This window comes from Streptomyces sp. NPDC046716, from assembly GCF_040645755.1.
GTDB lineage: Bacteria > Actinomycetota > Actinomycetes > Streptomycetales > Streptomycetaceae > Streptomyces.
Map to the genome: position 1 here is coordinate 113,878 of NZ_JBEYYU010000005.1, position 24,916 is coordinate 138,793.

The 24,916-nt window shown below is 73.2% G+C and carries 17 protein-coding genes; 10 read left to right on the top strand and 7 right to left on the bottom strand.

Translation table 11 applies throughout. The annotated features are described in order from the left end of the window. Positions 1-39: 39 nt before the first annotated feature. The 5 genes from pepN (ABZ930_RS05635) (at position 40) to ABZ930_RS05655 (ending at position 7,942) form a co-directional block, all read left to right on the top strand. Complete coding sequence (gene pepN / locus ABZ930_RS05635; RefSeq protein WP_361541935.1) at positions 40-2,619, top strand: aminopeptidase N; 2,580 nt, start codon at positions 40-42, stop codon at positions 2,617-2,619. A gap of 139 nt (positions 2,620-2,758) precedes the next feature. Further along, positions 2,759-4,045 carry a hypothetical protein gene (locus ABZ930_RS05640; RefSeq protein WP_361541938.1) on the top strand — a complete coding sequence of 429 codons (1,287 nt, stop codon included), beginning with the start codon at positions 2,759-2,761 and terminating at the stop codon, positions 4,043-4,045. Between the two features lie 117 nt (positions 4,046-4,162). Continuing rightward, complete coding sequence (locus tag ABZ930_RS05645; RefSeq protein WP_361541941.1) at positions 4,163-5,386, top strand: MoxR family ATPase; 1,224 nt, start codon at positions 4,163-4,165, stop codon at positions 5,384-5,386. Next, a complete protein-coding gene (locus ABZ930_RS05650) occupies positions 5,383-6,690 on the top strand; it encodes a VWA-like domain-containing protein (protein ID WP_361541943.1) in 1,308 nt (435 codons plus the stop codon). Before ABZ930_RS05645 ends, ABZ930_RS05650 begins: the two co-directional genes overlap by 4 nt. A 178-nt stretch (positions 6,691-6,868) precedes the next feature. Further along, positions 6,869-7,942: a hypothetical protein gene (locus ABZ930_RS05655; protein WP_361541945.1), complete on the top strand. Its 1,074-nt coding sequence runs from the start codon at positions 6,869-6,871 to the stop codon at positions 7,940-7,942. An 87-nt stretch (positions 7,943-8,029) separates the two neighbouring features. Here the strand turns inward: ABZ930_RS05655 and ABZ930_RS05660 are convergent, their stop codons facing one another. Together ABZ930_RS05660 and ABZ930_RS05665 are read right to left on the bottom strand one after the other, a co-directional pair. Beyond that, on the bottom strand, positions 8,030-9,799 hold the full coding sequence (locus tag ABZ930_RS05660) for a TIGR03767 family metallophosphoesterase (protein WP_361541948.1): 1,770 nt from the start codon (positions 9,797-9,799) through the stop codon (positions 8,030-8,032). 221 nt (positions 9,800-10,020) lie between these two features. Then, entirely contained in the window at positions 10,021-10,515 is a 495-nt protein-coding gene (locus ABZ930_RS05665; RefSeq protein WP_361541951.1) for an NUDIX hydrolase, read from the bottom strand. A gap of 329 nt (positions 10,516-10,844) precedes the next feature. Here ABZ930_RS05665 and ABZ930_RS05670 point away from each other — a divergent pair, with 329 nt between their 5' ends. Further along, entirely contained in the window at positions 10,845-14,174 is a 3,330-nt protein-coding gene (locus ABZ930_RS05670) for a S8 family serine peptidase (RefSeq protein WP_361541954.1), read from the top strand. Positions 14,175-14,230: 56 nt separating this feature from the next. Here ABZ930_RS05670 and ABZ930_RS05675 read toward each other — a convergent pair whose 3' ends face one another. Together ABZ930_RS05675 and ABZ930_RS05680 are read right to left on the bottom strand one after the other, a co-directional pair. Next, positions 14,231-14,965, bottom strand: a complete 735-nt coding sequence (locus tag ABZ930_RS05675) for a hypothetical protein (RefSeq protein WP_361541957.1) — start codon at positions 14,963-14,965, stop codon at positions 14,231-14,233. A gap of 1 nt (position 14,966) precedes the next feature. Beyond that, entirely contained in the window at positions 14,967-15,497 is a 531-nt protein-coding gene (locus ABZ930_RS05680; RefSeq protein WP_361541960.1) for a sigma-70 family RNA polymerase sigma factor, read from the bottom strand. A gap of 186 nt (positions 15,498-15,683) precedes the next feature. On the opposite strand from ABZ930_RS05680, the gene ABZ930_RS05685 reads away from it, so the two are divergent. Both ABZ930_RS05685 and ABZ930_RS05690 read left to right on the top strand, forming a co-directional pair. Next, positions 15,684-16,700, top strand: a complete 1,017-nt coding sequence (locus ABZ930_RS05685) for an aspartate-semialdehyde dehydrogenase (protein WP_361541963.1) — start codon at positions 15,684-15,686, stop codon at positions 16,698-16,700. 72 nt (positions 16,701-16,772) lie between these two features. Then, positions 16,773-17,930 (top strand): TerD family protein, encoded by a 1,158-nt coding sequence (locus ABZ930_RS05690; RefSeq protein WP_361541966.1) that lies wholly within the window; start codon positions 16,773-16,775, stop codon positions 17,928-17,930. Positions 17,931-17,942: 12 nt separating this feature from the next. On the opposite strand, the gene ABZ930_RS05695 is transcribed toward ABZ930_RS05690, so the two are convergent. Beyond that, positions 17,943-18,458 (bottom strand): DUF1203 domain-containing protein, encoded by a 516-nt coding sequence (locus ABZ930_RS05695; protein WP_361541969.1) that lies wholly within the window; start codon positions 18,456-18,458, stop codon positions 17,943-17,945. A 123-nt stretch (positions 18,459-18,581) separates the two neighbouring features. Between ABZ930_RS05695 and pepN (ABZ930_RS05700) the strand changes: the two genes are divergently transcribed. Continuing rightward, positions 18,582-21,152, top strand: coding sequence for an aminopeptidase N (gene pepN / locus ABZ930_RS05700; RefSeq protein ID WP_361541972.1), 2,571 nt, complete (start codon positions 18,582-18,584; stop codon positions 21,150-21,152). 230 nt (positions 21,153-21,382) lie between these two features. On the opposite strand, the gene alc is transcribed toward pepN (ABZ930_RS05700), so the two are convergent. Further along, a complete protein-coding gene (alc, locus tag ABZ930_RS05705) occupies positions 21,383-22,507 on the bottom strand; it encodes an allantoicase (RefSeq protein WP_361541976.1) in 1,125 nt (374 codons plus the stop codon). A 59-nt stretch (positions 22,508-22,566) separates the two neighbouring features. Then, positions 22,567-23,490: a LysR family transcriptional regulator gene (locus tag ABZ930_RS05710; protein ID WP_361541979.1), complete on the bottom strand. Its 924-nt coding sequence runs from the start codon at positions 23,488-23,490 to the stop codon at positions 22,567-22,569. Between the two features lie 155 nt (positions 23,491-23,645). On the opposite strand from ABZ930_RS05710, the gene ABZ930_RS05715 reads away from it, so the two are divergent. Beyond that, on the top strand, positions 23,646-24,914 hold the full coding sequence (locus ABZ930_RS05715; protein WP_361541982.1) for an MFS transporter: 1,269 nt from the start codon (positions 23,646-23,648) through the stop codon (positions 24,912-24,914). Positions 24,915-24,916 lie beyond the last annotated feature (2 nt).

Genomic DNA, 24,916 nt, shown 5'->3' on the forward strand with positions numbered 1-24,916 from the left:
TCCCACGAGGACGCCGCGACGTCAGAAGGAGTGCCGCCCGTGCCCGGAGAGAATCTGTCCCGCGACGAGGCCCGCGAGCGGGCGGGCCTGCTGTCCGTCGACGGGTACGAGGTCGCGCTCGACCTGCGCTCGGCGGTCGGCGACGCCCCGGCGGACGGGCCGCGCACCTTCCGGTCCGTGACCACGATCCGGTTCCGGGCCAACGAGGCGGGCACGAGCACCTTCGCCGACCTGATCGCGCCGTCGGTGACGGCCGTGACGCTGAACGGCGAGGACCTGGACCCGGCGGCCGTGTTCGACGGCAGCCGCATCCAGCTGGAGGGCCTGGCGGAGGACAACGAACTGGTGGTCGACGCCCAGTGCGCGTACTCGCGCACCGGCGAGGGCATGCACCGCTTCGTCGATCCCGAGGACGGCGAGGTCTACCTCTACACGCAGTACGAGCCCGCCGACGCGCGCCGCGTCTTCGCCAACTTCGAGCAGCCCGACCTGAAGGCGCCCTACCGCTTCTCCGTGCAGGCGCCGCAGGACTGGACGGCCTGGTCCAACGGCGTGGGCGAACTCGTCGACGGTGTCTGGCGGTTCGCGGAGACCAAGCCGATCTCGACGTACATCACGACGGTCGTCGCCGGTCCGTACCACTACGTGAGCGACTCCTACGAGCGTGCCCTCGACGACGGCTCGAAGCTGGTCATCCCGCTGGGCGCCATGTGCCGCAAGGGTCTCGCGCCGTACTTCGACGCCGACGACATCTTCGAGATCACCAAGCAGGGCCTCGACTTCTTCCACGACAACTTCGACTACCCGTACCCCTTCGGCAAGTACGACCAGGCGTTCGTGCCCGAGTACAACCTCGGCGCGATGGAGAACCCGGGCATCGTCACCTTCCGCGAGGAGTACATCTTCCGCGGGAAGGTCACGACCGCGTCGTACGAGCGGCGCGCGAACGTGATCCTGCACGAGATGGCCCACATGTGGTTCGGCGACCTCGTCACCATGCAGTGGTGGGACGACCTGTGGCTGAAGGAGTCCTTCGCGGACTTCATGGGCGTGTTCTCGATGGTGGAGGCGACGCGCTTCACCAACGGCTGGATCACCTTCGCCAACAACCGCAAGGCCTGGGCGTACCGCGCCGACCAGCTGCCGAGCACCCACCCGGTCACCGCCGACATCCGGGACCTGGAGGACGCGAAGCTCAACTTCGACGGCATCACCTACGCCAAGGGCGCCTCCGTCCTCAAGCAGCTGGTGGCGTACGTGGGACGGGACGCGTTCCTGGAGGGCGCCCGCCGCTACTTCAAGCGGCACGCGTACGGGAACACGCGCCTCGGCGATCTGCTGTCCGTCCTGGAGGAGACCAGCGGGCGCGACATGGCGTCCTGGTCGCGGTCCTGGCTGCAGACCGCGGGCGTCAACTCCCTCACCCCGCAGGTGATCCTGAGCGGCGAGGGCCGGATCACCGAGCTTGCCGTGGTGCAGGAGGCCGCCGAATCGCACCCCGAGCTGCGCCCGCACCGGGTCGCCGTCGGCCTGTACCGGCGTACGGCGGAGGGCGCGCTGGAGCGGTACGCGCGCGCCGAGGCCGATGTCGACGGGCCGCGCACCGTCGTCGGCGAGCTGGCCGGGGCCGAGGCGCCCGAGCTGGTGCTGGTCAACGACGACGACCTCACCTACTGCAAGATCCGGTTCGACGCGGAGTCCCTCGCCACGCTGCGCGAGCGGCTCGGCGACATCACCGACCCGCTGGCCCGCGCGCTGTGCTGGTCCGCGCTGTGGAACCTGACGCGGGACGCGCTCATGCCGGCCCGGGACTTCATCGGCCTCGTCCTGCGGTTCGCCGGGCGCGAGTCGGACATCGGCGTCCTGCAGATGCTGCACGCCTGGGCGCGCGGCGCCCTGGTGCACTACGCGGCTCCCGAGTGGCGCGAGGAGGGCGGGCGGCTGCTCGCCGAGGGCGCCCTGAAGGAGCTGCGGCTCGCCGAGCCGGGCAGCCAGCACCAGCTGACGTGGGCCCGCTTCTTCGCGTCGGTCGCCGCCGGCGACGCCGACCTCCAGCTCCTGAACGGGCTGCTGGCCGGCACCGCCCGGATCGACGGTCTCGAGGTCGACCAGGAGCTGCGCTGGGCGTTCCTGGAGACGCTCACGTCGAACGGCGTCGCCGACGAGTCCGTGCTCGCCGCCGAGCTGGCCCGGGACGACACCGCGTCCGGCAAGCGGCACCAGGTGCGCTGTCTGGCCTCGCGCCCGTCGGCGGCCGTCAAGGCGCAGTCCTGGGCCCAGGTCGTGGAGTCGGACGCGCTGAGCAACGCGCTGGTGGAGGCGACCATCGCCGGGTTCCAGCAGTCGTCGCAGCGCGAGCTCACCGCGCCGTACGCCGAGAAGTACTTCGCGGCGATCGAGCGGGTCTGGGCGGACCGGTCGATCCAGATCGGCATGGACGTGGTGCGGGGGCTCTTCCCCGACCTCCAGGACTCGCCGGAGACCCTGGCGGCGACGGACGCGTGGCTCTCCGCGCACGAGCAGGCAGCTCCGGCCCTGCGCCGGCTGGTGCTCGAGGCGCGTGACGACCTGGCCCGGGCGCTGCGGGCGCAGGCGTGTGACGTGGCGGCCGCCGGATAGTTCTCGGCGCTGGACGATTCCCGGGGCGGGCGCTCGGAAAAGCGCTCGCCCCGCGCACGTCCCGCGTGCCTATGATGCGCGGGATGACGAACTTCTCCTTGTACGGATTGGGGGACTCGTTCGCGCAAGGTGAGTGCTGATGGCACCCCACCTCGTGAACGGGATTCCGCCCCGACTGTCGATGTGGCAGCGCGTACGTGCGTACGCCGTGCCACCGTCCATGATCGAGACGTGTACCGCGCGGCGTGCCGCCGGTGACTGGGCCGGGGCCTGCGCCGCCGCCCGGGTCGACGTCGATCTCGATCTGCGCGCCGTGCGCCGTCGCCACGGCAGTGACCTCGCTCGAACCCTCCAGGCCGATCTGCGGTGCCTCGCACCGGATCTGCTGCGCTGGCACCTGCCCAGGATCGCCCCCGACGGGCGGCTGCGGCCCGCGCTGACCGTCGCCCTCGCCCGGTACGGGCCGCTGCGCCTCGTCGTACGGACGCCTCCGGCGTCGGCGGACGGCGGACAGCGGCTCTCCCTCTCCCTGTGGGAGGGGCCCGGGACCGGCCCGGGCCGCCCCCATCCCCATCCGCACCCGGCGCGGCGGTTCCGGCTCGATCTGCACCGGCATCTGTGGGACGCCGGACGCGCTCCCGAGCTGGCGGTACGCGCCCGTGCCGGGTGGGCCGTCGACGCGGAGCTGCTGCTGCGCGCCGAACGGCGTTCCCCTCGTGGGGCGTTCACCGTGCGGCGTGCCGCGCGCGAGCACGACGTCCTCGAACTCCTCGCCCCGGACGACAGTCATGCCCCGGTCTGCCGTCCGGTGCGCGAGGTCCTGCCGGCGCAGGTCGTCGCGGCGCTTCCGGTGCTGCCGGAGGCCGCGGCGCGGCCGCTGCCCGATCTCGAACTGCTCCGCGCCGGGCTCGTCACCGCCGACCGGTTGCATCCGCTGGTCGGCGCGGCGCTGGGCGGGGTCGGCACCGGTGCCGCCGTCGGCCCCGTGGCCGATCCCGGTGATCCGCACCGGGTCGAGTGCCGGGGTGAGGTGCACCGGATCGCGCTGCGGGACGGGGTGCTGGTGGCCGTCGACCACGATCCGGGCCAACTGCGCCGCGAGGAGCTGCTGGTGGCGCTCGGCGGGCCCGGGCTGCCGTGTCTGCGGGCCATCGACGCCGTGCATCATCGGCCCGAGGCGCTGCCCGCCGTGCGGGAGCGGTTGTTGCACGGGGACGGGGCCGGGGCGCTCCGCGTCGTCGAGGGGTTGCTCGGGAGCGGGGCCGTCCTGCGGGACGGGGCGCTCCGGGAGGAGCTGGAGTCTGCTGCCGGGCGGCTCGTCGGGCACGGGCTGTTCCGGGCCGGGCTCGACGCCGCGCCGCCCTTCCCGGGGTGCCCTCCGGCTGACGGCCGGTGGGGCTTCTCGCGCAGTTCCCCGCGCCCCTGAAGGGAGGCGCGCGAAGCGCAGCCCCAGGGGCGCGGGGAACTGCGCGACCAGCCACGACGAGAGCCGCACCCGAACGCACCACCCTTCCCACCCCTACTCCCTCCCAGGTGATGCCCCATGACGAATACCAGCCAACTCTCCGTAGCCGACACCCTGCTGGGCATGCTCCGGACCGCGGAGTCCGAGCCACGCCCCGACGAACAGCTCGAAGCGCTCACCCTCGCCGTCGCCGCCGACCTCCCGGTCCTGCTGTGGGGCGAACCCGGCATAGGCAAGACCGCGGTGCTCACCCGCCTCGCCGACTCGCTCGGGCTCCCGCTGACCACAGTGATCGCCAGCGTCCACGAACCGTCCGACTTCTCCGGCCTGCCGATCGTGGGCGACGACCCCGCAACGCAGGGAGTCCCGATGGCGCCACCGCAGTGGGCGGTGGAACTGGTCGCAGCCGGTCGCGGGCTGCTCTTCCTCGACGAACTCTCCACCGCCACCCCGGCCGTCCAGGCGGCCCTGCTCCGCGTCGTCCTGGAACGCAGGGTCGGCGCGCTCCAACTGCCGCCCGGCGTCCGGATCGTGGCGGCGGCCAACCCGCGCGCGTCGGCCGCCGACGGCTGGGAGCTGAGCCCGCCGCTGGCCAACCGATTCGTGCACCTGCACTGGGTGCACGACAGGGAGGTGGTGGTGCGCGGACTCGGCGGAGTCTGGCCCCGCGCCGAACTCCCGAGCCTCGACCCGGCGGCACTCGCCCCGGCGGTGGCGTACGCGCGGCGCGCCGTGTGCGGGTTCCTGGAGGCCAGGCCCACGCTGATCCACCGGCTGCCGAACAGCGAGACGCGCCGCGGCGGCGCCTGGCCCTCGCCGCGCAGCTGGGAGACCGCGCTGACCCTGCTGGCGTTCGGGACGGCCGCATCGGTCTCCCGCGAGGTGCTGGCGCTGCTGGTGCGCGGCGCCGTGGGCGACGGGCCGGGGCTCGAACTCCTCGCCCACCTCGACCGGATGGACCTTCCCGACCCCGAGTCCCTGCTGTCCGACCCGCCGACCGCCGAGCTCCCCGAACGCGGCGATCTGCGGCAGGCGGCCCTCGAAGCGGTGGTCGCCGCCGTCGGGGCACGGCCCGAGCGGGACCGCTGGGAGGCGGCCTGGGCCGTCCTGGTCCGCGCCCTGGAGAGCGGCGCCCCCGATCTGCTGGTCGCCCCGGCGTCCGCGCTGGCCGCGCTGCGCCGCGACGACTGGGAGGTGCCCGACGCGGTGGAACGGCTGGCCGGGGTCGTCGGGATCGCCGAGCGCGCCGACCGCTCGGTCGCCAGGACCCTGGCGGGCGCGGCCACGGCGGTACGCCGATGAGCGCGCCCGCACGGCGGCCCGTGCCGCGCCCGGCGCCCCGGCGCCCCGAGCCCGCGCCGCCCCGGGCCGACCCGGTCCGGTGCGTGCTCCCGCTGAACCGGGACAAGCTGCTGGCCGCCCGGCTGCACGCGGTGAAGGTCCGGCCCTATCTGGCCGCCGCGCTCTTCGCCCTGCACGTCGTGGAGGACCCGTCGGTGCCGACGATGGCCGTGGACCCGCACTGGCGCTGCTACGTCTCGCCCGGCTTCGTGGCCCGCACCCCCGTCGAGGAGTTGGCGGGCGTCTGGGTGCACGAGGTGTCCCATCTGCTCCGGGACCACCACGGCCGGGGCGAGCGGTACGCCCGCGCGCACGGCGAGCACGGTCCCGGCGAGCGGCTGCGGCGCAACATCGCCGCCGACTTCGAGATCAACGACGACATCTACGGCGACGGTCTGAAGCGGCCCACGGGGGTCGTGCTGCCCTCGATGCTCCGGCTCGACGACGGGCTGCTGATGGAGGAGTACCTGCGGACCGCGTCGATGGCGGACCTCGGCCCGGAACTCGCCTGGCTGGACTGCGGCAGCGGCGCCGACGGGCACGCCCGGCCGTGGGAGCTGGGGCCCGGGGGCGCGCACGGGCTGACCCGGCAGCAGCGGGACGCGGTGCGGTTCCGGGTCGCGGAGGGGATCAAGGGCCGGCCGGGTTCGGCGCCGGAGGGGTGGCGGCGGTGGGCGGACGAGGCGTTCCACGCGCCGCAGCCCTGGCGGCAGTTGCTGGGGGCGGCGGTGCGGTCGGCGGCGGGGGCGCCCGGGGTCGGCGAGAACCACAGCTACCGGCGGCCCTCGCGCCGCTCGGCGAGCCTGCCCGGAGTCGTCCTTCCCAGCCTGCGGCGCAATCCGCCGCGGGTCTGCGTGGTGATCGACACGTCCGGCTCGGTGAGCGATGCCGAGCTGGGCGCGGCGCTGCTGGAGGTCGCGGCGATCGCGCGGGCCGTGGGCGGGCGGCGCGATCTGGTCTCGGTGGTCTCCTGCGACGCGGCGGCCGGGGTGGCCGTGCCGTTGTGCCGGGCGGAGAGCGTGGAACTGGTCGGGGGCGGCGGGACGGATCTGCGGTCCGGGTTCGCGCGGGCGCTGCGGGGGCGGCACCGGCCGGACGTCATCGTCGCCCTGACGGACGGTCAGACCCCGTGGCCGTCGGAGCGGCCGCCGTGCCGGGTGGTGGTCGGGCTGTTTCCGCGGCCCGCCGGGGGCGTCGACGAGGACGATCCGGAGTATGTGCCGGAGGCGCCGCCGGGGTGGGCCCGGGTCGTCGACATCGGGTGACGCCGGGGGTGCGGGCGGCGGGGTGTTACCCAATGCGGGCATCCCGAGCCGTAACCCCCGGTACCGCCTGGGCTTTTCGGCACGGGGAGAGGCCGACTTTAGGGCGGGCTTGTCCGGTTTTGCCGACAGGGCTGTAACAGCGGTTAGCGCAGGGGGTGCTGATGGGCACATCCACCTCATGAACCACAACACCCCCCTTTCCCCCCGCCCCCTGCGCCACCTGGTCACGGCCCAGCGGCGCGTCCTGAGCGGCGCCCAGTTGAAGGCGCACGGGGTCTCCGCCGCCACCGCGCAGGAACAGTGCCGGGCGGGCGGGCCCTGGCAGCAGCCGCTGCCGGGGGTGTTTCTGCTGCATCCCGGGCCGCCGACCGGTGAGGAGCGGCTGCACGCGGTGCTGTTGTACGCCGGGCGGACCCCGCAGCGGCGCGTCCCGGCCGCCGCCGTGCCCGTACAGCCGGCGGCGGGCGACCCGCACGCCGCGCCCGCCGCCCCGTACACCGACGTCCTGGTCACCGGGCTCGCCGCGCTGACCCTGCACGGCTTCTCGGGCGCTCCCCCGCTGCTCTCCCTCGACCACGTCGACGTGCTCGTCCCGCGCACCCGGCGGCTGCGGTCGACCGAGTTCGCGCGGCTCGTGCGCACGCCGGGGCTGCCGGACCCCGTGACGCTCGACGGCGTTCCGGTGGCGCCGGTGCCGCGGGCGCTCGCGGACGCCGTGGCGCAGCTCGCCGACGCGGAGGCGGTGCGCCGGCTGCTCACCGAGGCGGTGCGCGGCGGGCACTGCGAGCCGGCGGCGCTGGTGCGGGAGTTGACGGCGGCCCGGCTGCTGACCCGGCCGCACGTGGTGGCCGCCGTGGATTCGCTGCTCGCGGAGGGGCGGGCGATCGCCGAGGACCGGCTGTACGCGATGGTTCGCGAGGGCGGCCTGACGGACCCGGTGTGGAACGTGGACCTGCGGCTGCCGGGCGGACCGCACCTGGGCGGGGTGGACGCCTACTGGCCGGACCACGCGGTCGCCGTCGAACTGGACACGCGGGCGCCCAGGGCGGGCCTCGGCGGGGACGACGACCCGCTGTTCAGCCAGTACGTCCGCAAGCGCGAGCACCTGGAGCGGCTCGGGATCACGGTCGTGCACATCACGCCGAGGAAGCTGCGCGAGTCGATCGAGCAGCAGGCCGCCGTCGTCCGGACCGCGCTGATGGCGTCCGGCGACCGGGACCCGGCGGCGTATGTCGTGGTGCTGCCCCGGTAGTGACGGACCGGGGCGACATCAGGAGGGGAGCGAAGGGGCGGGCCGCGCGAGGCCCGTCCCTTCGCATGCGCGGTGAAGAAGACCCGGCTACTTGCGGAGCACCAGCTCCGTGTTGCGGTCGCCCGGCGTGCCGGACAGCGTCGCGCGGGATCCCGGGGCGTTGAAGGCGAGTTCGCGGTAGAGGGCGGCCAGGCCGGTCTGGCTGAGGTCGGAGAAGTCGGTGCGGTGCGGCGCCGAGGACTCGATGAGCGTGGTGAACAGCGAGAGCGTGCCGTCGTGGTTGTCGGTGATCTCGATGATGCGGGCCAGCTGCGGGAAGTCGACGTGGGAGGCGGTGGAGATCTCCCAGAAGCCGTTCGAGCCGCCGGTGCCCTTGTGCGGGGTGATGGCGTTCTTGTGGCTGTGGCCGTTGACCCAGGCGAGGACCGGGCGGTGGGCGGCGAGGAGGGCGGCGAGTTCGTCGCCGCCGTGGCGCCGCTCGCCGGGGTGGCCGGGGTCCTCGTTGAGGTTGCGCATCGTCTTGCTGGTGTGGTGGGAGAAGACGACGACGTGGTCGCCGTTCCGCTCGGCCTCCTTCAGCTGTGCGGTGAGCCACTTGAGCTGGGTGGTGCCGAGCGAGCCCTCGTAGTGGCCGCCGGGGTCGGTCGAGTCGAGGCTGATGCCGACGACGTCGTCCGAGACGCGGAACGCGTAGTACTGGGTCTTCGCGGCGAGGTTGGCCTGCGTGTAGCCGTGGCCGACCGGACCGGGCCCGGTCCTGGCCGGGTCGAGGTGGGCCGCGACGTACTCGGTGGGCGTGAAGGGTGCGCGGGACTCGTCCGGGGTGACCGGGCGCATGTGCCGGGCCTGCGCGCGCAGCAGCCGCTCGAACTCTCTGCCGCGCGGGTCGCCGCCCTGCTTGACGTTGTCCCAGATCGCCTTTCCCTGCGCGGCCGGGAGGTCCATCAGCTTGCGGCCGCCGACGGCGAGTTCGGCGAAGTAGGAGTCGCCGGGGGCGTAGCAGCCGCCGGGCAGCGCGTCGTGGTTGCCGACCGTGGAGTACCAGGGCAGCTTCAGGCCGGGGCTGCGCACCTCGGAGATCGCGGCGGCCAGGAAGCCGTCGAGGCGCGGGAAGTGGTGGTCCCGCTTGTCGGTGTCGCGCAGGCCTGAGTCGGGGTGCCAGTAGAGCGGGATGCCGCTGTTCTGGACGCCCTCGTAGTGGCGCGGGTCGCCGGTGTTGGGGGTGATGCGGCCGCCGCTCATCGCCGTGAGGAACCAGTCGAGTTCGCAGCGGGCGTTGTTGTCGGTGTTGTCGCCGGTCGTCATCACGAAGTGCAGCGGCGCCGCCGTGACGGGCGCGCCGCGCAGGGCGTTGACCCGCTCGACGAGCGCCACCGCGCCGGCGACGGACAGCGACTCCTGGGGACGCCAGGCGCTCGACGTCTGGGAGCGCAGGTACTCGTAGCGCAGCGGGTGCTGCACGTCGACCAGGTGCAGGTCGGTGAACTGGACGAAGGCGGCGAGCGCGGTGCGGCGGGCCGCGCGGCCGGAGCGGGCGGCCCTGAGGTCGGAGCGGACCACGCGCGGCCAGGCCGGGCCGCCGCCCAGGCGCCGGAAGCCGGAGCCGTGCCCGGCGGCGACCGAGGCGAGGGTGGTGCCGCGGCTGTACGGGACGCCGGGCGCCTCGGACGCGTCGGGAACCTCGCGGGTCAGCGCCTGTGCGGGTGCGGGACCGGCGGCGGCCTCGTGCCCGCCGGGGCCCAGGAGGTAGCCGAAGCCGGCGATCGCCGCCGTCCCGGTGAGCGCGCCGGTCGCGGCCAGCACGGTACGGCGGTCAATGTCTGCGGCGGCCTTGGTGACAGAGCGTGTGCGCGGCATGGCGCGGTCTCCCCGAGTGCGAACGCGTCGACAGTGGCGGCCGGGTGGTGCCGTGGGGCACTGCCCGTCCGTACTGGATCGTTGGCATCGGGGGTGACCTGCGCGTGAACAGCGACGCAACGCGCAGCGCCGATCACCGTACGTGGATCACCGGGGTCCGCGCCGGGGCGCGCGTCGGGTCCGTGATGTCATGCGCGGGAGGGTGAGCCGCTCTCTCGCGGTCACTCTGTGTTCACTTCGCGGGGAAGGGTGGGCCCGCCGCCGGGCTTCGGCGTCAGATGTCCGTCGGCCGGGCGCTCGCGCCACAGGGCGAGTCCGACGTCGACGAGTTCGACCCGGGGCAGGTCGGGGACGGCGGTCAGGTCGTGCCAGGCGGCCATGTCCGTGGAGCCGTTCTCCTCGTGCCGCAGGGTGCCGCCGGTGATCGCGCCCTCGTAGACGAGGCGCAGCCCGTGGAAGTCGGCGATCTTGCCCAGCTTGCGGGGGTAGCGGCGCAGCACCGAGTGGACGCCGAGGAGGGTGCCGGGCGCGAGGGTGTAGCCCGTCTCCTCGTCGACCTCGCGGATCACCGTGTCGTACGGGTCCTCGCCGTGGTCCATGCCGCCGCCGGGCAGCGTCCAGCGGCGGCTGCCGTCGCTCGCGACCCAGCGGGCGAGAAGCACCTGTCCGTCCCGCACGCACACCGCGTACGCGGCCACCCTCAGCTCTTTGTGCATTCCCGAACGCTAGAGGCATCCGGGCCGATGCGCAGGGGGATGGGCGGGTTTCGCCCGGTGCCGGGGGCCGGGCTCTACGCCCGTAGCGGAGGCCGGTGAACCACGAGATCTTCAAAAGCGTTCAAGGGGTTGGACAATTACGTCCGGATGGCGGGGGTTTGGGCGCGATGGCGTATGGCGGAATGCCGCCATGGCCACCCCCCGTCTCGGGCAACTCTCCCCAAACCGTGGTCACTTAAGTAAAGCTGAGCGGTCATCCGGCACCGAAATCCGGAGTCGTTCCGATCATCTCGATCGTCCGTCTTCACCTTCACGTAGCAGGGATGCTGATGACCCTCGATCCCCAGCGCGCACCCATATCCGGTGCGAGACGCGCGGCCCGGCTCGCGGCCGCCGCCGGCCTGGTGGCTGCCCTCACCGCGGCCGGGCCGATACCCATGGCCGTCGCGGCAGGCGCGGACTCCGCGCCGCCCGCCGACCCGGCCGTCAAGTCCGCCAGCGACAAACTCGGCTCGCAGGACGCCCAACTGCTCGCCGCGGCCAAGGCGGACGGCGACAAGAACGTGACCGTCATGGTCGCCACCGCCCCCGGGAAGACCGAGGCCGTGGCCGGGCAGTTCGACTCCGTCAAGGGCGGCTCCGTCGGCCGCACCTACGACAAGCTCGGCTACGTCCGGGCGACGCTGCCCACCGGTAAGGCCGAGGCCGCCATCAAGGCCGCCGAGAAGCTCGACTCCGTGCTCGGCATCGATCTGCGCCAGGAGATCGCGCTCGACGACCCGACGCCGTCCGCCGACACCGCCAAGGGCGCGTCGCGGCACTCCACCGGCTCGTACAGCGGCCCGGGGAAGAACACCCCCGCCAAGAACCCGTACAACCCGTCCTTCGAGACGGGCGCCGTCGACTTCGTGAAGGACAACCCGAAGGCCGACGGGCGCGGTGTCACCATCGGCATCCTCGACTCCGGTGTCGACCTCGGCCACCCGGCGCTGCAGAAGACCACGACCGGCGAGCGCAAGATCGTCGACTGGGTCACCTCGACCGACCCGATCGTGGACGGCGACGCGACGTGGCGGCCGATGGTCACCCAGGTGTCCGGCCCGACGTTCACGTACGGCGGCCGCACCTGGAAGGCGAAGGCCGGCTCGTACGGTGTCAGCACCTTCGCTGAGGCGGCCACCACCGGCGGCGACGCCGCGGGCGACGCGAACCGGGACGGCGACACCACCGACAAGTGGGGCGTGCTGTACGACGCCGCCGCGGGCACCGTCACCGTCGACCTCAACGACAACGGCGACTTCACCGACGACACCCCGATGAAGCCGTACAAGGACGGTTACCAGATCGGCTACTTCGGCAAGGACGACCCGTCCACCGATGTCGTCGAGCGCCAGCCGTTCGTCGTGGAGATCCGCAAGGACGTCCCGATGGACCCCTATGGCGGTGACTGGGTCGGGCAGAAGCGCGACTTCGTCAACATCGGCGTCATCGAGTCCGAGCACGGCACCCACGTCGCGGGCATCACCGCGGCCAACTCGCTGTTCGGCAACAAGAACATGAACGGTGCCGCGCCCGGCGCGAAGATCGTCTCCTCGCGTGCCTGCACGTGGACCGGCGGCTGCACCAACGTCGCGCTCACCGAGGGCATGATCGACCTCGTCGCCAATCGCGGCGTCGACATCGTCAACATGTCGATCGGCGGTCTGCCCGCGCTGAACGACGGCAACAACGCGCGCTCGCTGCTGTACACGCGCCTCATCGACCAGTACGGCGTGCAGCTCGTGATCTCGGCGGGCAACTCCGGCCCCGGCGCGAACACCATCGGCGACCCGGGCCTGGCCGACAAGGTCCTCTCGGTCGGCGCGTCGATCTCCAAGGAGACCTGGGCCGCCAACTACGGCTCCAAGGTCGAGAAGTCGTACGCGATGATGCCGTTCTCGTCGCGCGGCCCGCGTGAGGACGGCGGCTTCACGCCGGCCATCACCGCGCCCGGCGCGGCGATCAACACCACCCAGACCTGGCTGCCCGGTTCGCCGGTCGCCGAGGCGGGCTACTCGCTGCCGGCCGGCTACTCGATGCTCCAGGGCACCTCGATGGCCTCGCCGCAGGCCGCGGGCGCGAGCGCGCTGCTGATCAGCGCCGCCAAGCAGAAGCACATCGGCCTGGCCCCGGCGACGCTGCGCACCGCGCTCACCTCGACCGCGGACCACATCAGGGGCGAGCAGGCGTACGCGGAGGGCTCCGGCCTCATCGACATCGAGGACGCCTGGAAGTCGATCCGCCGCGGGGCGAGCGCGCACACGTACACCGTGAAGGCGCCCGTCGACACCGCGATCGACTACGCGCTGGCGACGCCGGGCTTCGGCACCGGCATCTACGACCGCGAGGGCGGCCTGAAGGCCAAGCAGAAGAAGACCTACGACGTCACGGTCACCCGTACGTCCGGGTCGGCCAAGTCCGTGCGCCACAAGCTGTCGCTGAAGAACAACTCCGGCGGCACCTTCGACATCGTCGGCTCCAGCACGGTGTATCTGCCGCTGAACAAGCCGGTCACCGTGAAGGTGCAGGCCAAGCCGGGCTCGGCCGGGCTGCACAGCGCGATCCTCCAGGTCGACGACCCGCGCACCGAGGGCGTCGACCAGCAGATCATGGCGACCGTCGTCGTCTCGACGCCGGTGGCCAAGCCGTCGTACACCTTCACCGCCAAGGGCTCGGTGCAGCGCAACGCCACCACGTCCTACTTCGTGACGGTCCCCGAGGGCGCCAAGGCGCTCCAGGTGCGGATGAGCGGGCTGAAGGACGGGAGCCAGACCCGGTTCATCTCCATCCACCCGTACGGCGTTCCGGTCGACGTCACCTCGACGCCGAACTGCTACCCGAACTACGGCGACGGATCGGGCAACGGCTGCCGCCCCGACCTGCGTTCGTACGCGGACCCGCAGGCCGGTGTCTGGGAGATCGAGGTCGAGGCGCGCCGCACGTCGCCGCTGCTCGACAACCCGTACGCGCTGGAGGTCCAGGCCCTCGGCGCCGCGTTCGACCCGGCCGTGCAGACGGTGACCGAGGCGAAGGTCGGCGTTCCGGCCGACGTCTCCTGGAAGGTCACGAACAACTTCGCGGCCATCACCGGCGGCAAGCTCCAGGGCGGTGCGCTCGGCTCGTCGAAGACGGACCGGCCCACCATCGCCAACGGTGACACGCAGACCTCCGAGGTCGTCGTGCCCGAGGGCGCGGAGAAGCTCACCGTCGCCATCGGCAACACGGCCGACAAGTCCGCCGACCTGGACCTGACGGTCTACGACGCGGCCGGCAACCAGGTCGCGCAGTCCGCGGACGGCGACTCCGAGGAGGCGGTGACGATCACCAAGCCGGCCGCCGGCACGTACACGGTGGAGGTCGCCGGGTACTCGGTGCCGGCGGGGACGACCGCGTACGACTACTCGGACGTCTTCTTCTCGTCGGCGCTCGGCACGGTCACGGTGGACGGCTCGAAGCCGGTCACGCTGGCCAACGGCGCGTCCGCCTCGGTGGCCGCCCAGGTCACGGCGGCGGCCCCGGCTCCCGAGGGACGCGAGTTCTTCGGGCAGGTGCAGCTCCTGAACGAGCGCGGTGTCGTCACCGGCACCGGCAGCGTGCAGATCGAGAAGGTCACCCAGTAGTCCTGGGCTGATCCACGGAAGGGGCGGACGCCATCGGCGTCCGCCCCTTTCCGCCGTCAGTACCCGGGCCCCGGGCACTCCAGGCCGCGGGCCTCCGGCAGCGCGTCGACGATGCCGCCGCGCGCGTCCTTCACCCCCCAGCCGGTCTCCCAGTCCTGGCGATCCTGGGGGAACACGGGCGTCCGGATCAGCGTGTACGTGCCCGGCTTCAGGTCCGCCTTCGCCGAGCCGTGCAGGGTCACGGTGAGCATCGGGTGCTCCTCGGCCGAGCGCTCGGGGCGGTAGGAGCGGGTGACGTCGAGGACGACGCGCACGTCCCCGTCGGCGCGCGGCGTGATGCTCACGACCCGGCCCTCGACGAGCACCTTGGAGCAGGCGATGTGCAGGGCGGGCGAGGAGGCGTCCGCGCCGCCCTGCCCCCGTCGGGCATCGGCCACGGACTTGTCGCTGTCGCCGGAGGAGGAGCTGATCCCGGCGGGCGCGGTCACGGCGAGCCAGCCCAGGCCGCCCACGACCCCGGCCACGCAGGCGGCCACGAGCACGCCGAACGCGATCCGCAGCGGGCGGCGACGGCGGACCGGCGCGGGCGCCGGTACGGGCTTCGGCGCGGGGCGGGCCGCCAGCGCGTCGCCGATGCCGCGCACCTGCTCGCGCAGCAGCGCGACGTCGGCCGCGAGCCCCGCCGCGTCCGGGTCGTCGTCCGGCAGCGGCTCGCCGCAGACCGCCAGCATCAGGAGCCGGTCCTCACGGTCCATGCCGTCCGTGCCGTCCGTACCTTCGATGGCGCCCATGTCACACCACCTCCCCTTCGCGCAGGCGGGCCCGCAGCATCCGCACCGCCGTGTGCAGCCGGCTCTTGACGGTGCCCTCGGGCACGCCCAGCTCCGCCGCGATGTCGCGCACCGGCAGATCCGCGTAGAACCGCAGCACGACCACCTGCCGCTGCTGGTCGGGGAGCTGGTCCAGGCCCTCGGCGACGGCGAGGGAGAGCACGCGCGACTCGGCGGCGTCCCGGGCGTCCTCCTGGCGCAGGGCGGCAAGGCGCTCGCCGAGCCGTTCCTGGCGGCGCTTGGCCCGGTGCCAGTCCATGGCGAGGTTGGAGGCGACGACCGCCGCCCACGCGGAGACGTCGCGCGGCGCCTCCTCCCCCTTGGCGGCCCGCTCCAGGAGCCGCAGCCGCACCTGCTGCACCCCGTCCGGCAGATCCGCGTACGGCATCCCGCCCAGGGACAGGACGGCCCGCACCCGGTCCTCGACGGCCGCGTCCAGGGGGTCGTCCGGCCCGGACCGGCCCCCCGTTCTTCTCGGCTTGCCGCGCAGCAATGCCCCTCCCCTCCCCCGCGTGTGTCCTACGACGCCGCAGGCGCCCGGAACGTTCGCCGCGGCCGCGAGAAGTCTGTGGCGAACCCCACGCGTCCCGCGCCTCGGACAATCGATTGGACAAGGCGGGCCTGGACAGACGCATCATGGAGCGGCACCTCGCCGCCTGTGTACGTACGGAGGAACCCTGTGAAGGTCGGAATCGTCGGAGCCACCGGTCAGGTCGGCACGGTCATGCGCAAGATCCTGGTCGAGCGGGACTTCCCGGTCGACGAGCTGCGCCTCTTCGCCTCGGCGCGCAGCGCGGGCAAGACCGTGGACGGCGTGACGATCGAGGACGCCTCGACGGCCGACTACACGGGCCTGGACATCGTGCTGTTCTCGGCGGGCGGCGCCACCTCCAAGGCCCTCGCGGAGAAGGTCGCCGCGCAGGGCGCCGTCGTGATCGACAACTCGTCGGCCTGGCGCAAGGACCCCGAGGTGCCGCTCGTGGTCTCCGAGGTGAACCCGCACGCGATCGCGGACCGCCCCAAGGGCATCATCGCCAACCCGAACTGCACCACGATGGCCGCGATGCCGGTGCTGCGCCCCCTGCACGACGAGGCGGACCTCGAAGCGCTGGTCGTCGCCACGTACCAGGCGGTCTCGGGTTCGGGCGTCGCGGGCGTCGCCGAGCTGCACGGCCAGGCGCAGAAGGTCGTCGCGGAGGCCGACAAGCTGACCCACGACGGCGAGGCGGTCGACTTCCCCGAGCCGGAGGTCTACAAGCGCCCCATCGCGTTCAACGTGCTGCCGCTCGCGGGCGCGATCGTCGACGACGGCCTGCACGAGACGGACGAGGAGCAGAAGCTCCGCAACGAGTCCCGCAAGATCCTGGAGATCCCCGGGCTCAAGGTCTCCGGCACCTGCGTCCGCGTCCCGGTCTTCTCCGGCCACTCCCTCCAGATCAACGCCCGCTTCGCGCGCCCGGTCTCGGTGGAGCGCGCCACGGAGCTGCTGGCCGGCGCCCCCGGCGTCGTGCTGTCCGACATCCCGACGCCGCTGGAGGCGGCGGGCAAGGACGCGTCCTTCGTGGGCCGCATCCGCCCCGACGAGACGGTCGAGAACGGCCTGGCGCTGTTCGTCTCCAACGACAACCTCCGCAAGGGCGCCGCGCTCAACGCGGTGCAGATCGCGGAGCTGGTGGCGGCCGAGCTCAAGAGCTGACCCCGTTCCGCGGTTTCGCGCTGTTGTGCGAAACCGGCCACACGCTCGTGGAGCTTGTGTGAAGATCCCGGCATGACCGAGATGGCCAAGGGCGGAAACCTTCCTGTTCCCTCAGCGGCTCTGCACGTGGCGGTGGCCTGGCAGCAGGGGCCCGGGACTCCCGATGTGGACGTCTCGGCCCTGCTGCTCGACGCGGCGGGCACGGTCCGCTCGGACGCCGACCTCGTCTTCTACAACCAGCGCGAGCACCACTCGAAGTCCGTCCGCCACCTCGGCAAGGGCCAGGACCCGGGCCCCTCGGGCACCGACTGGATCTGGCTCGACCTGAGCGCCGTGGAGCCCGAGGTGGCGCGGGTGGTGGTCGCCGCATCCGCCGACAACGAGGCGTTCGGCCGGATACCCGGTCTCGCCGTCCACGTCGCCACCCCCGAGGGCGCCCCGGTCGCCTCCTTCGCCATCGGCGACGCGAGCACGGAGACCGCCTTCGTCTTCGGCGAGTTCTACCGCAGGAACGGCACCTGGAAGTTCCGCGCCGTCGGCCAGGGCTACGACTCGGGGCTCGCCGGTCTGGCGACGGACTTCGGGATCGGCGTCGAGGACGCGCCGCCCGCGCCCGCCCCCGCGGCACCCGCCGCAGGAGCGTGGGCAGGCCCCGGCGGCCCCGACGAACTCACCGTCGACTTCCCGCCCTACGTCCACCAGGGCCGGGCCAAGCAGCGGGTCACCTGCCCGCCGAACCTGCCCCCGGGCCGCCGGGTCGTCGTCGACATCGAGTGCCGCGACAGCATCTCGGTCACCATCTACTCCTGCGACGCGTACGGGCGCAGCGACGAACTCCTGCTGGACGCCTACGAGGACGAGGTGCACGGCCGCACCCTCGCCACCGTCCCCGACGACCGCCCGCTGGCGCTGCTGGTGGAGGCGGACTCCCCGTGGACGCTGCGGGTGCTGCCGCTCGGCCAGGCCCGGCGCCTCGACCGCGCGGTGCACGGCGCGGGCCCCGATCTGCTGGTGTACGAGGGCGGCCCCGGCGTCCTGTCCTTCGCGCACCAGGGCGAGAGCAACTTCACCGTCTGGCACTACCTCCGCTCCTCCGACCCCGACTGGCCCGACGACCAGGACCTGCTGGTCAACGAGGTGGGCCGGCTCGATGTGCTGGCCCCCGTGCAGGGCCCGGGCCTGCTGCGCATCGGAGCGGACGGCCCGTGGCAGATCTCGGTGGGCGGCTGACGCGTCCCGCGCTCAGCGCGGCCGGCGCACCGCGAAGTGCAGACAGCCGTACTCCACGGCCCTGATGTGCACCAGGACGACGGCCGGGTCGGCGAAGGCCTCGTCGAGGGCCGCGTCGAATCCGGCCGTCGCGTCGCCCGGGATCTCCAGGAGCCGGCCGCCGGCGATGTGGCCCCGGGCGTCGTAGCGGCGCAGCGTGCGCAGGGCGCCGGGCCGGTCGAAGGGGTAGCGCTCCGGGTCCCGCTCCGGGCCGGGGCAGTCGTCGGCGAAGGCGTGCAGGAAGACCGGGCCCTGTTCGTCGTACGCGCCCGGCGTCGCACCCGTCTCCGCCGCCCAGCGGCGCAGCGGCGCGTAGGAGACCAGCGCGATGCGGTCGCACTCCCGGACCGGGCGCAGGCAGCAGCGCAGCGGAGAGCCCGCGTCGGCCGCGGTCGCGGTGTACGGGACGCAGGCGCGGCCCGCGTCGTCGACGTCGCGCAGTTCCTTGAGAGCGGTGGGGTCGATGGGCAGTGCGGTGTACCTGGTCATGCCCTCCACGGTCGCGCGGGACGGGCGTGTTCACCGGCGGAAAACGGACATCGCGTTCGGGTACCCCGCGTGGAAGGATGGCCGGAATCGTCACAAACGCAGAACGCACTAGGAGATGACCGCGTGCCTGGCACCAATCTGACCCGAGAAGAGGCGCAGCAGCGGGCGAAGCTGCTCACCGTTGACTCGTACGAGATCGATCTCGACCTCTCCGGCGCGCAGGAGGGCGGCACGTTCCGGTCCGCGACCACCGTGCGCTTCGACAGCGCGGAGGCGGGTGCCGAGACCTTCATCGACCTGATCGCGGACGCCGTGCACGAGGTGGTGCTCAACGGGCGCTCGCTCGACGTCGCCGCCGTCTTCCGCGACTCGCGGATCGCGCTCGCGCACCTGGAGTCGGGGCCGAACGAGCTGCGGATCGTCGCCGACTGCGCCTACACGAACACCGGAGAGGGCCTGCACCGCTTCGTCGACCCGGTCGACCAGCAGGCGTACCTCTACACCCAGTTCGAGGTGCCCGACGCGCGGCGCGTGTTCGCCAGCTTCGAGCAGCCGGACCTCAAGGGCACCTTCCAGTTCACGGTGAAGGCGCCGACGGGCTGGACGGTGATCTCGAACTCCGCCACCCCGGAGCCCAAGGACGACGTCTGGCACTTCGAGCCGACGCCGCGCATCTCCTCGTACATCACGGCCCTGATCGTCGGCCCGTACCACTCGGTGCACTCGTCGTACGAGGGTCCGGGCGGGCAGAGCGTGCCGCTGGGCATCTACTGCCGTCCCTCGCTCGCCGAGTACCTCGACTCGGACGCGATCTTCGAGGTGACGCGGCAGGGGTTCGCCTGGTTCCAGGAGAAGTTCGACTACGCGTACCCGTTCGCCAAGTACGACCAGCTCTTCGTGCCGGAGTTCAACGCGGGCGCGATGGAGAACGCGGGCGCGGTGACCATCCGCGACCAGTACGTCTTCCGCTCCAAGGTGACGGACGCGGCGTACGAGGTGCGGGCCGAGACGATCCTGCACGAGCTGGCCCACATGTGGTTCGGCGACCTGGTCACCATGGAGTGGTGGAACGACCTGTGGCTGAACGAGTCGTTCGCCACGTACACGTCGATCGCCTGCCAGGCGTACGCGCCGGACTCGAAGTGGCCGCACTCGTGGACGACGTTCGCCAACTCCATGAAGACCTGGGCGTACCGGCAGGACCAGCTGCCGTCCACGCACCCGATCATGGCCGAGATCAACGACCTCGACGACGTGCTCGTCAACTTCGACGGCATCACGTACGCGAAGGGCGCCTCGGTCCTCAAGCAGCTCGTCGCCTACGTCGGCATGGACGAGTTCTTCCAGGGCGTGCAGGCGTACTTCAAGCGGCACGCGTTCGGGAACACGCGGCTCAGCGATCTGCTGGGCGCCCTGGAGGAGACCAGCGGGCGTGACCTGAAGTCCTGGTCGAAGGCGTGGCTGGAGACCGCGGGCATCAACATCCTGCGCCCCGAGATCGAGACCGACGAGCACGGCGTCATCACCGCCTTCGCCGTCCGCCAGGAGGCCCCGGCGCTGCCCGCCGGTGCGAAGGGCGAGCCGACGCTGCGGCCGCACCGGATCGCCATCGGCTTCTACGACCTCGACGACTCCAGCGGCAAGCTGCTGCGCGGCGAGCGCGTCGAACTCGACGTCACCGCCGGTGAGTCGACGCAGGTGCCGCAGCTGGTCGGCAAGCACCGCCCGGCCGTCGTGCTGCTCAACGACGACGACCTGAGCTACGCCAAGGTCCGGCTCGACGACGCGTCCCTCGCCTTCGTCACCCAGCACCTCGGCGACTTCGAGGCGTCCCTGCCGCGCGCCCTGTGCTGGGCCTCCGCCTGGGACATGACGCGCGACGCCGAGCTGTCCGCCAGCGCCTATCTCGACCTGGTGCTCAGCGGGGTGGCCAAGGAGTCCGACATCGGCGTGGTCCAGTCGCTGCAGCGGCAGGTGAAGCTGGCCCTCGACCTGTACGCGGCCCCGGCCCACCGCGACGCGCTGCTCACCCGCTGGACCGAGGCGACGCTGACGCATCTGCGCACCTCGGAGGCGGGCAGCGACCACCAGCTGGCCTGGGCCCGCGCCTTCGCGGCGACGGCCCGCACGCCGGAGCAGCTCGACGTGCTGGACTCCCTGCTTGAGGGCAGCCAGACCATCGAGGGGCTGGCCGTCGACACCGAGCTGCGCTGGGCGTTCGTGCAGCGGCTCGCGGCCGTGGGCCGGTTCGACGAGACGGAGATCACCGCCGAGTACGAGCGGGACCGGACGGCCGCCGGTGAGCGGCACGCGGCCACCGCGCGTGCGGCGCGGCCGACTCCCGAGGCCAAGGAGGAGGCCTGGGCCTCGGTCGTCGAGTCCGACCAGCTGCCGAACGCGGTGCAGGAGGCCGTGATCGGCGGGTTCGTCCAGACCGATCAGCGGGAGCTGCTCGCGCCGTACACCGAGAAGTACTTCTCGGCGCTCCGGGGTGTGTGGGACTCGCGGTCGCACGAGATGGCGCAGCAGATCGCCATCGGGCTGTACCCGTCGGTGCAGGTGTCCGCCGACACCCTGGCCGCGACGGACTCCTGGCTGGGGTCGGCGGAGCCGAGCGCCGCGCTGCGCAGGCTCGTCTCCGAGTCCCGTGCCGGGGTCGAGCGCGCCCTGAAGGCCCAGGCCGCCGACGCGTAGCCCTCTCCGGGGGGCGCGGGGTACTGCCGATCACGCAGTACCCCGCGCTCCCTGGGTCGTTCTCCGCGTGCAGGCCGGTGGCCTCTTCTCGCGCAGTTCCCCGCGCCCCTGAGATGCGCACTTCGTGCGCCGTCTCAGGGGCGCCCCGTAGGGGCGCGGGGAACTGCGCGACCGGCCACGACGAGAGCCGCGCGGGGAACTGCGCGACCAGCCCCCGCCGGAGCCGCGGGTCAGGAACGGTCGAACCGGGCCGCCAGTGCCGAGCGCCCGGTCTCCGTCAGAGCGCCGTGCACGCGCATCCGGGCCACACCCCCGTCAGGGAACGCGTCCAGCCGGACATGCGTGGCGACGGCCCGCCCGGCCAGCGGGAACCGGTGCAGCGTGTCGGGCTGCAAGCGCGTACGCGGGATGATCTCGAACCAGTCCCCCGTCTCCCCGTCCCGCCCGCTCAGCGCGATCCACCCCGCCGAGTTCCCCTTGAGGTACGCGGTGTCGATCTCCACGGCCCGGATCTCCCCCTGCGCGGCGAGCCGGAAGCGGACCCAGTCGTTGGTGCCGTGCACGCGGCGGCGCCGGTTCTCCCAGCCGTCGTCCATCTTCCGCGAGGTGCCCGGCAGGATGATCTGGGTCGGCGACGAGTAGAACTTGTCCGACGCGTCCTCGTACACACCCCCGTTGAGTACGGAGACCAGGTCGAAGGTGCCGAGCAGACCGAGCCACTCGGGGTCGGGCACGACCTCGCCGTGCACCCGCAGGCGGGCGATCCCGCCGTCGGGGTGCTGGCAGACCCGGACGTGCGTGAAGCGGGCCTGCGAGGTGACGGTGAAGTGGTTCGCGGCGTGCCCGCGCACCTGGCTGACCGGCACGATCTCCTCCCACTTCACGTCGTCGGCGAGCAGCTCGTCCGGGCCGGGCGCACCGGCGACGGCGGCCGCCTGAACGCTGACGCGCTGCGGGTAGTTGCCGCGGAAGTGGGCGGTGTCGACGACGATGCCGCGCACGACGCCGGGCGCGCCGAGCCGGACGATCGCCCAGTCGTGGTCCTCGGGCGCCGGGAACGGCTCGTCGGCGGTGCCGCGGCGGCGCCGGGTCTCCCAGCCGTCCATGACCTTGCCCTTGTGCCCGAAGTGCTCGGGGTCGAAGACGGCGCGCTCGCGCACCAGCAGGTTCTCGCGCTGGGCGAAGAACTCGTCGTTGGCGGCGATGACGCCGGCGCCGAGCCGCCGGTCGGCGAGGTCGACGAGCTCGGCGAAGGCGGCGGGGTCGCCGAAGGTGCGGTAGTCGGCGTACGGGTCGCCGCCCGCGTAGGGGGCGGCGTCGTTGGCGTGCGGGTCCGTTCCGGGCGTTGTCGTCATGGCCCCACTGTCGGGCGCGGAGAGCCATCAGGTCCATCGAAAGTTTCCGGGGTGGTTGTTCAGTTCCGCTGAACGGTCAGGGCGTCGAGGACCCGCCGCACGGCCGCGCCCTCCTCCGCGCCCCGGCGCACGGCCGCCACCACGTGCCGGACGGGACGGTCGGCGCCCAGCGCGCACATGACGACCCCGTCGCGGCGCGCGGCGGCCATGCGCGGGACGAGGGCGACGCCCATGCCCGCCTCGACCATGGCGAGGATGGCGGTCCAGCCGGCCGCGCTGTGCGCCTGCTCGGGCACGAATCCGGCGGCCTCGCAGGCGGTGGTGGTGATCTCCGACCAGGGGCCGGAGCCGCCGAAGATCCAGGGCTCGTCCGCGAGATCGGCGAGCCTGAGGCCCGGCCGCCCGGCGCGCGGATGCCCGGCGGGCAGGGCGACGTCCAGCGGGTCGGCGAGCAGTGGCACCCGCGTGAACTTGGGGTCGCGGGCGGTCGGCGCGTGCGCGGCCAGCGACAGGGCCAGGTCGACGTCTCCGGCGGCGAGCAGTTCGTAGGCCTGCGCGGCCTCGGCCTCGCGCACGCGGACGGTGATGCCGGGGCGGTCGGCGCGCAGCGCCCGTACGGCGGGCACGACGAGCGCGGGCACGGCGGTGGAGAAGGCGGCGACCCGGACGACGCCCGACTCGCCGTGCAGATAGGCCGCCAGCTCCGCGTCGGCGCGCTCCAGTTCGGCGAAGACGGCCTCGCCGTGCCGCAGCACCAGATGCGCCGCGTCGGTGAGCCGGACCCGGCGCCCCTGCGCCTCGAGGAGCGGCACCCCGAGCTGCCGGGAGAAGTTGGTGAGTTGCTGGGAGACGGCCGACGGCGTCATCAGCAGGGCCTGGGCGGCGGCGGTGACGGTGCCGCGCTCGCGCAGGGTGCGCAGGATCATCAGCTTCCTGACGTCCCAGCGGTCGGGGTGCGAGGGGCGCGGCGCGGCGTCGGTCATGGCGTCAAGGTACGGGCCGCCGTCCTCGGCGCTCCAGCAGCGCGCTCCCGCCGGTCCGGGCGCCTCCCACAAAAACCTTGACATCAAGATTCTTGATGACGAGACTCTGGCGGGCGGACGGAGATCACCGGCCGGCGAACGGGGGGCGGGGCTCAGTGCGGCGACGGCGGGGCGGAGCAGGGCTGCTGGCGGGGCTGCGGCGGCCGCCGGGCGGGCGCGACGCCCGGCTGATGCTGTGCGGGCAGTTCCTCGACCGGGCCGGGACGGGGGTGTGGGCGGCGGCCGCGGTGCTGTACTTCACCTTCGTCACCGGCCTGGACGGCGGGCAGGTCGGGCTGCTGCTCGGCGCGGCCGGGGTCGCGGGGATCGCAGGTTCACCGGTGGGCGGGCGGCTCGCGCAGCGGTTCCCGGTCCGGACGCTGCTGATCTGGTGCCACACGCTGCGGCTCGGGGCCGTCCTCGCCCTGCCGGCACTGCACGGCTTCTGGGCGCTGCTGCCCGCCGTCGCGGTGATCTGCGCCGGGGACCGGACGGCGAAGACCCTGGAGATGATCTTCGCGACGGAGGCGGCCGGGGACCGCCGCGCCGTCTATCAGGCGCTGTCGCGCAGTGTCGCCAACGCCGCGTACGGAGCCGGTGCCGGGGTCGCCGCGATCGGGCTCGCCGTGGGCACGGTCGGCGCCTACCACGCGCTGATCCTGGCGGACGCCGCCTCGTTCGTCGCCGCGGCGGTCCTCGTGGCCTGGACCTCGGCGCGCCGTCCGCCCGCCGCCCGCGTCCACCGGCAGGCGCGCGGGGGCGGCCCCTGGCGCGACCGGGGCTATCTGCTCTTCGTGCTGCTCGACATCCCCCTCACCCTGGACGGCGCCGTCCTCGATGTGGGGCTGCCGCTGTGGCTGGTCCACCGCACCGACGCGCCGCACGCCCTCGTCCCGGCCTTCCTCGTGCTCAACACGGTGCTGGTCGTGCTGCTCCAGCTCCGGGTCACCGCACGCTTTCCGGGCCCGGACGGCGCCCTGCGCGCGCTGCCCCGGTACGGCCTGCTGATCGCGCTCGCCTGCCTCCTGCTCCCCCTGTCCGGCGCGGGCGGCGCCTGGCCGGCGTCCGTACTGCTCCTCGCCTGTACGGCGCTGATCACGCTGGCCGAGCTGATGCGCTCCGTCAGCTCCTGGGAGCTGGCCGTGTGCCTGGCCCCGGAGCGGGAGCGCCCCGCCTATCTGGGCGTCGCCGGGATGTCGCAGTCCATCGAGAAGTCGGTCGGCCCGCCCGTGCTGACGTCGGGGGTGATGGCGGCGGGCCCGGCCGGCTGGGTCGTCCTCGGCGCGGGCATCCTGGGCCTCTCGCTGCTCCAACGACGCTTGTGCGCCCACCGGCTGGCGTCCCCGCCCGTGCCCGGTGCCGCCCCTGTCCCGGCGGCCTCCTGACC

Coding starts and splice junctions, on each gene's coding strand:
- ABZ930_RS05640 (WP_361541938.1), top strand. CDS start 2,759: ATGGCACCCCACCTCGTGAACGGGATTCCGCCCCGACTGTCGATGTGG.
- ABZ930_RS05695 (WP_361541969.1), bottom strand. CDS start 18,458: ATGACCAGGTACACCGCACTGCCCATCGACCCCACCGCTCTCAAGGAA.
- ABZ930_RS05710 (WP_361541979.1), bottom strand. CDS start 23,490: ATGACCGACGCCGCGCCGCGCCCCTCGCACCCCGACCGCTGGGACGTC.
- ABZ930_RS05675 (WP_361541957.1), bottom strand. CDS start 14,965: ATGGGCGCCATCGAAGGTACGGACGGCACGGACGGCATGGACCGTGAG.
- ABZ930_RS05660 (WP_361541948.1), bottom strand. CDS start 9,799: ATGCCGCGCACACGCTCTGTCACCAAGGCCGCCGCAGACATTGACCGC.
- ABZ930_RS05645 (WP_361541941.1), top strand. CDS start 4,163: ATGACGAATACCAGCCAACTCTCCGTAGCCGACACCCTGCTGGGCATG.
- ABZ930_RS05650 (WP_361541943.1), top strand. CDS start 5,383: ATGAGCGCGCCCGCACGGCGGCCCGTGCCGCGCCCGGCGCCCCGGCGC.
- ABZ930_RS05690 (WP_361541966.1), top strand. CDS start 16,773: ATGACCGAGATGGCCAAGGGCGGAAACCTTCCTGTTCCCTCAGCGGCT.
- ABZ930_RS05665 (WP_361541951.1), bottom strand. CDS start 10,515: ATGCACAAAGAGCTGAGGGTGGCCGCGTACGCGGTGTGCGTGCGGGAC.
- ABZ930_RS05670 (WP_361541954.1), top strand. CDS start 10,845: ATGACCCTCGATCCCCAGCGCGCACCCATATCCGGTGCGAGACGCGCG.
- ABZ930_RS05655 (WP_361541945.1), top strand. CDS start 6,869: ATGAACCACAACACCCCCCTTTCCCCCCGCCCCCTGCGCCACCTGGTC.
- alc (WP_361541976.1), bottom strand. CDS start 22,507: ATGACGACAACGCCCGGAACGGACCCGCACGCCAACGACGCCGCCCCC.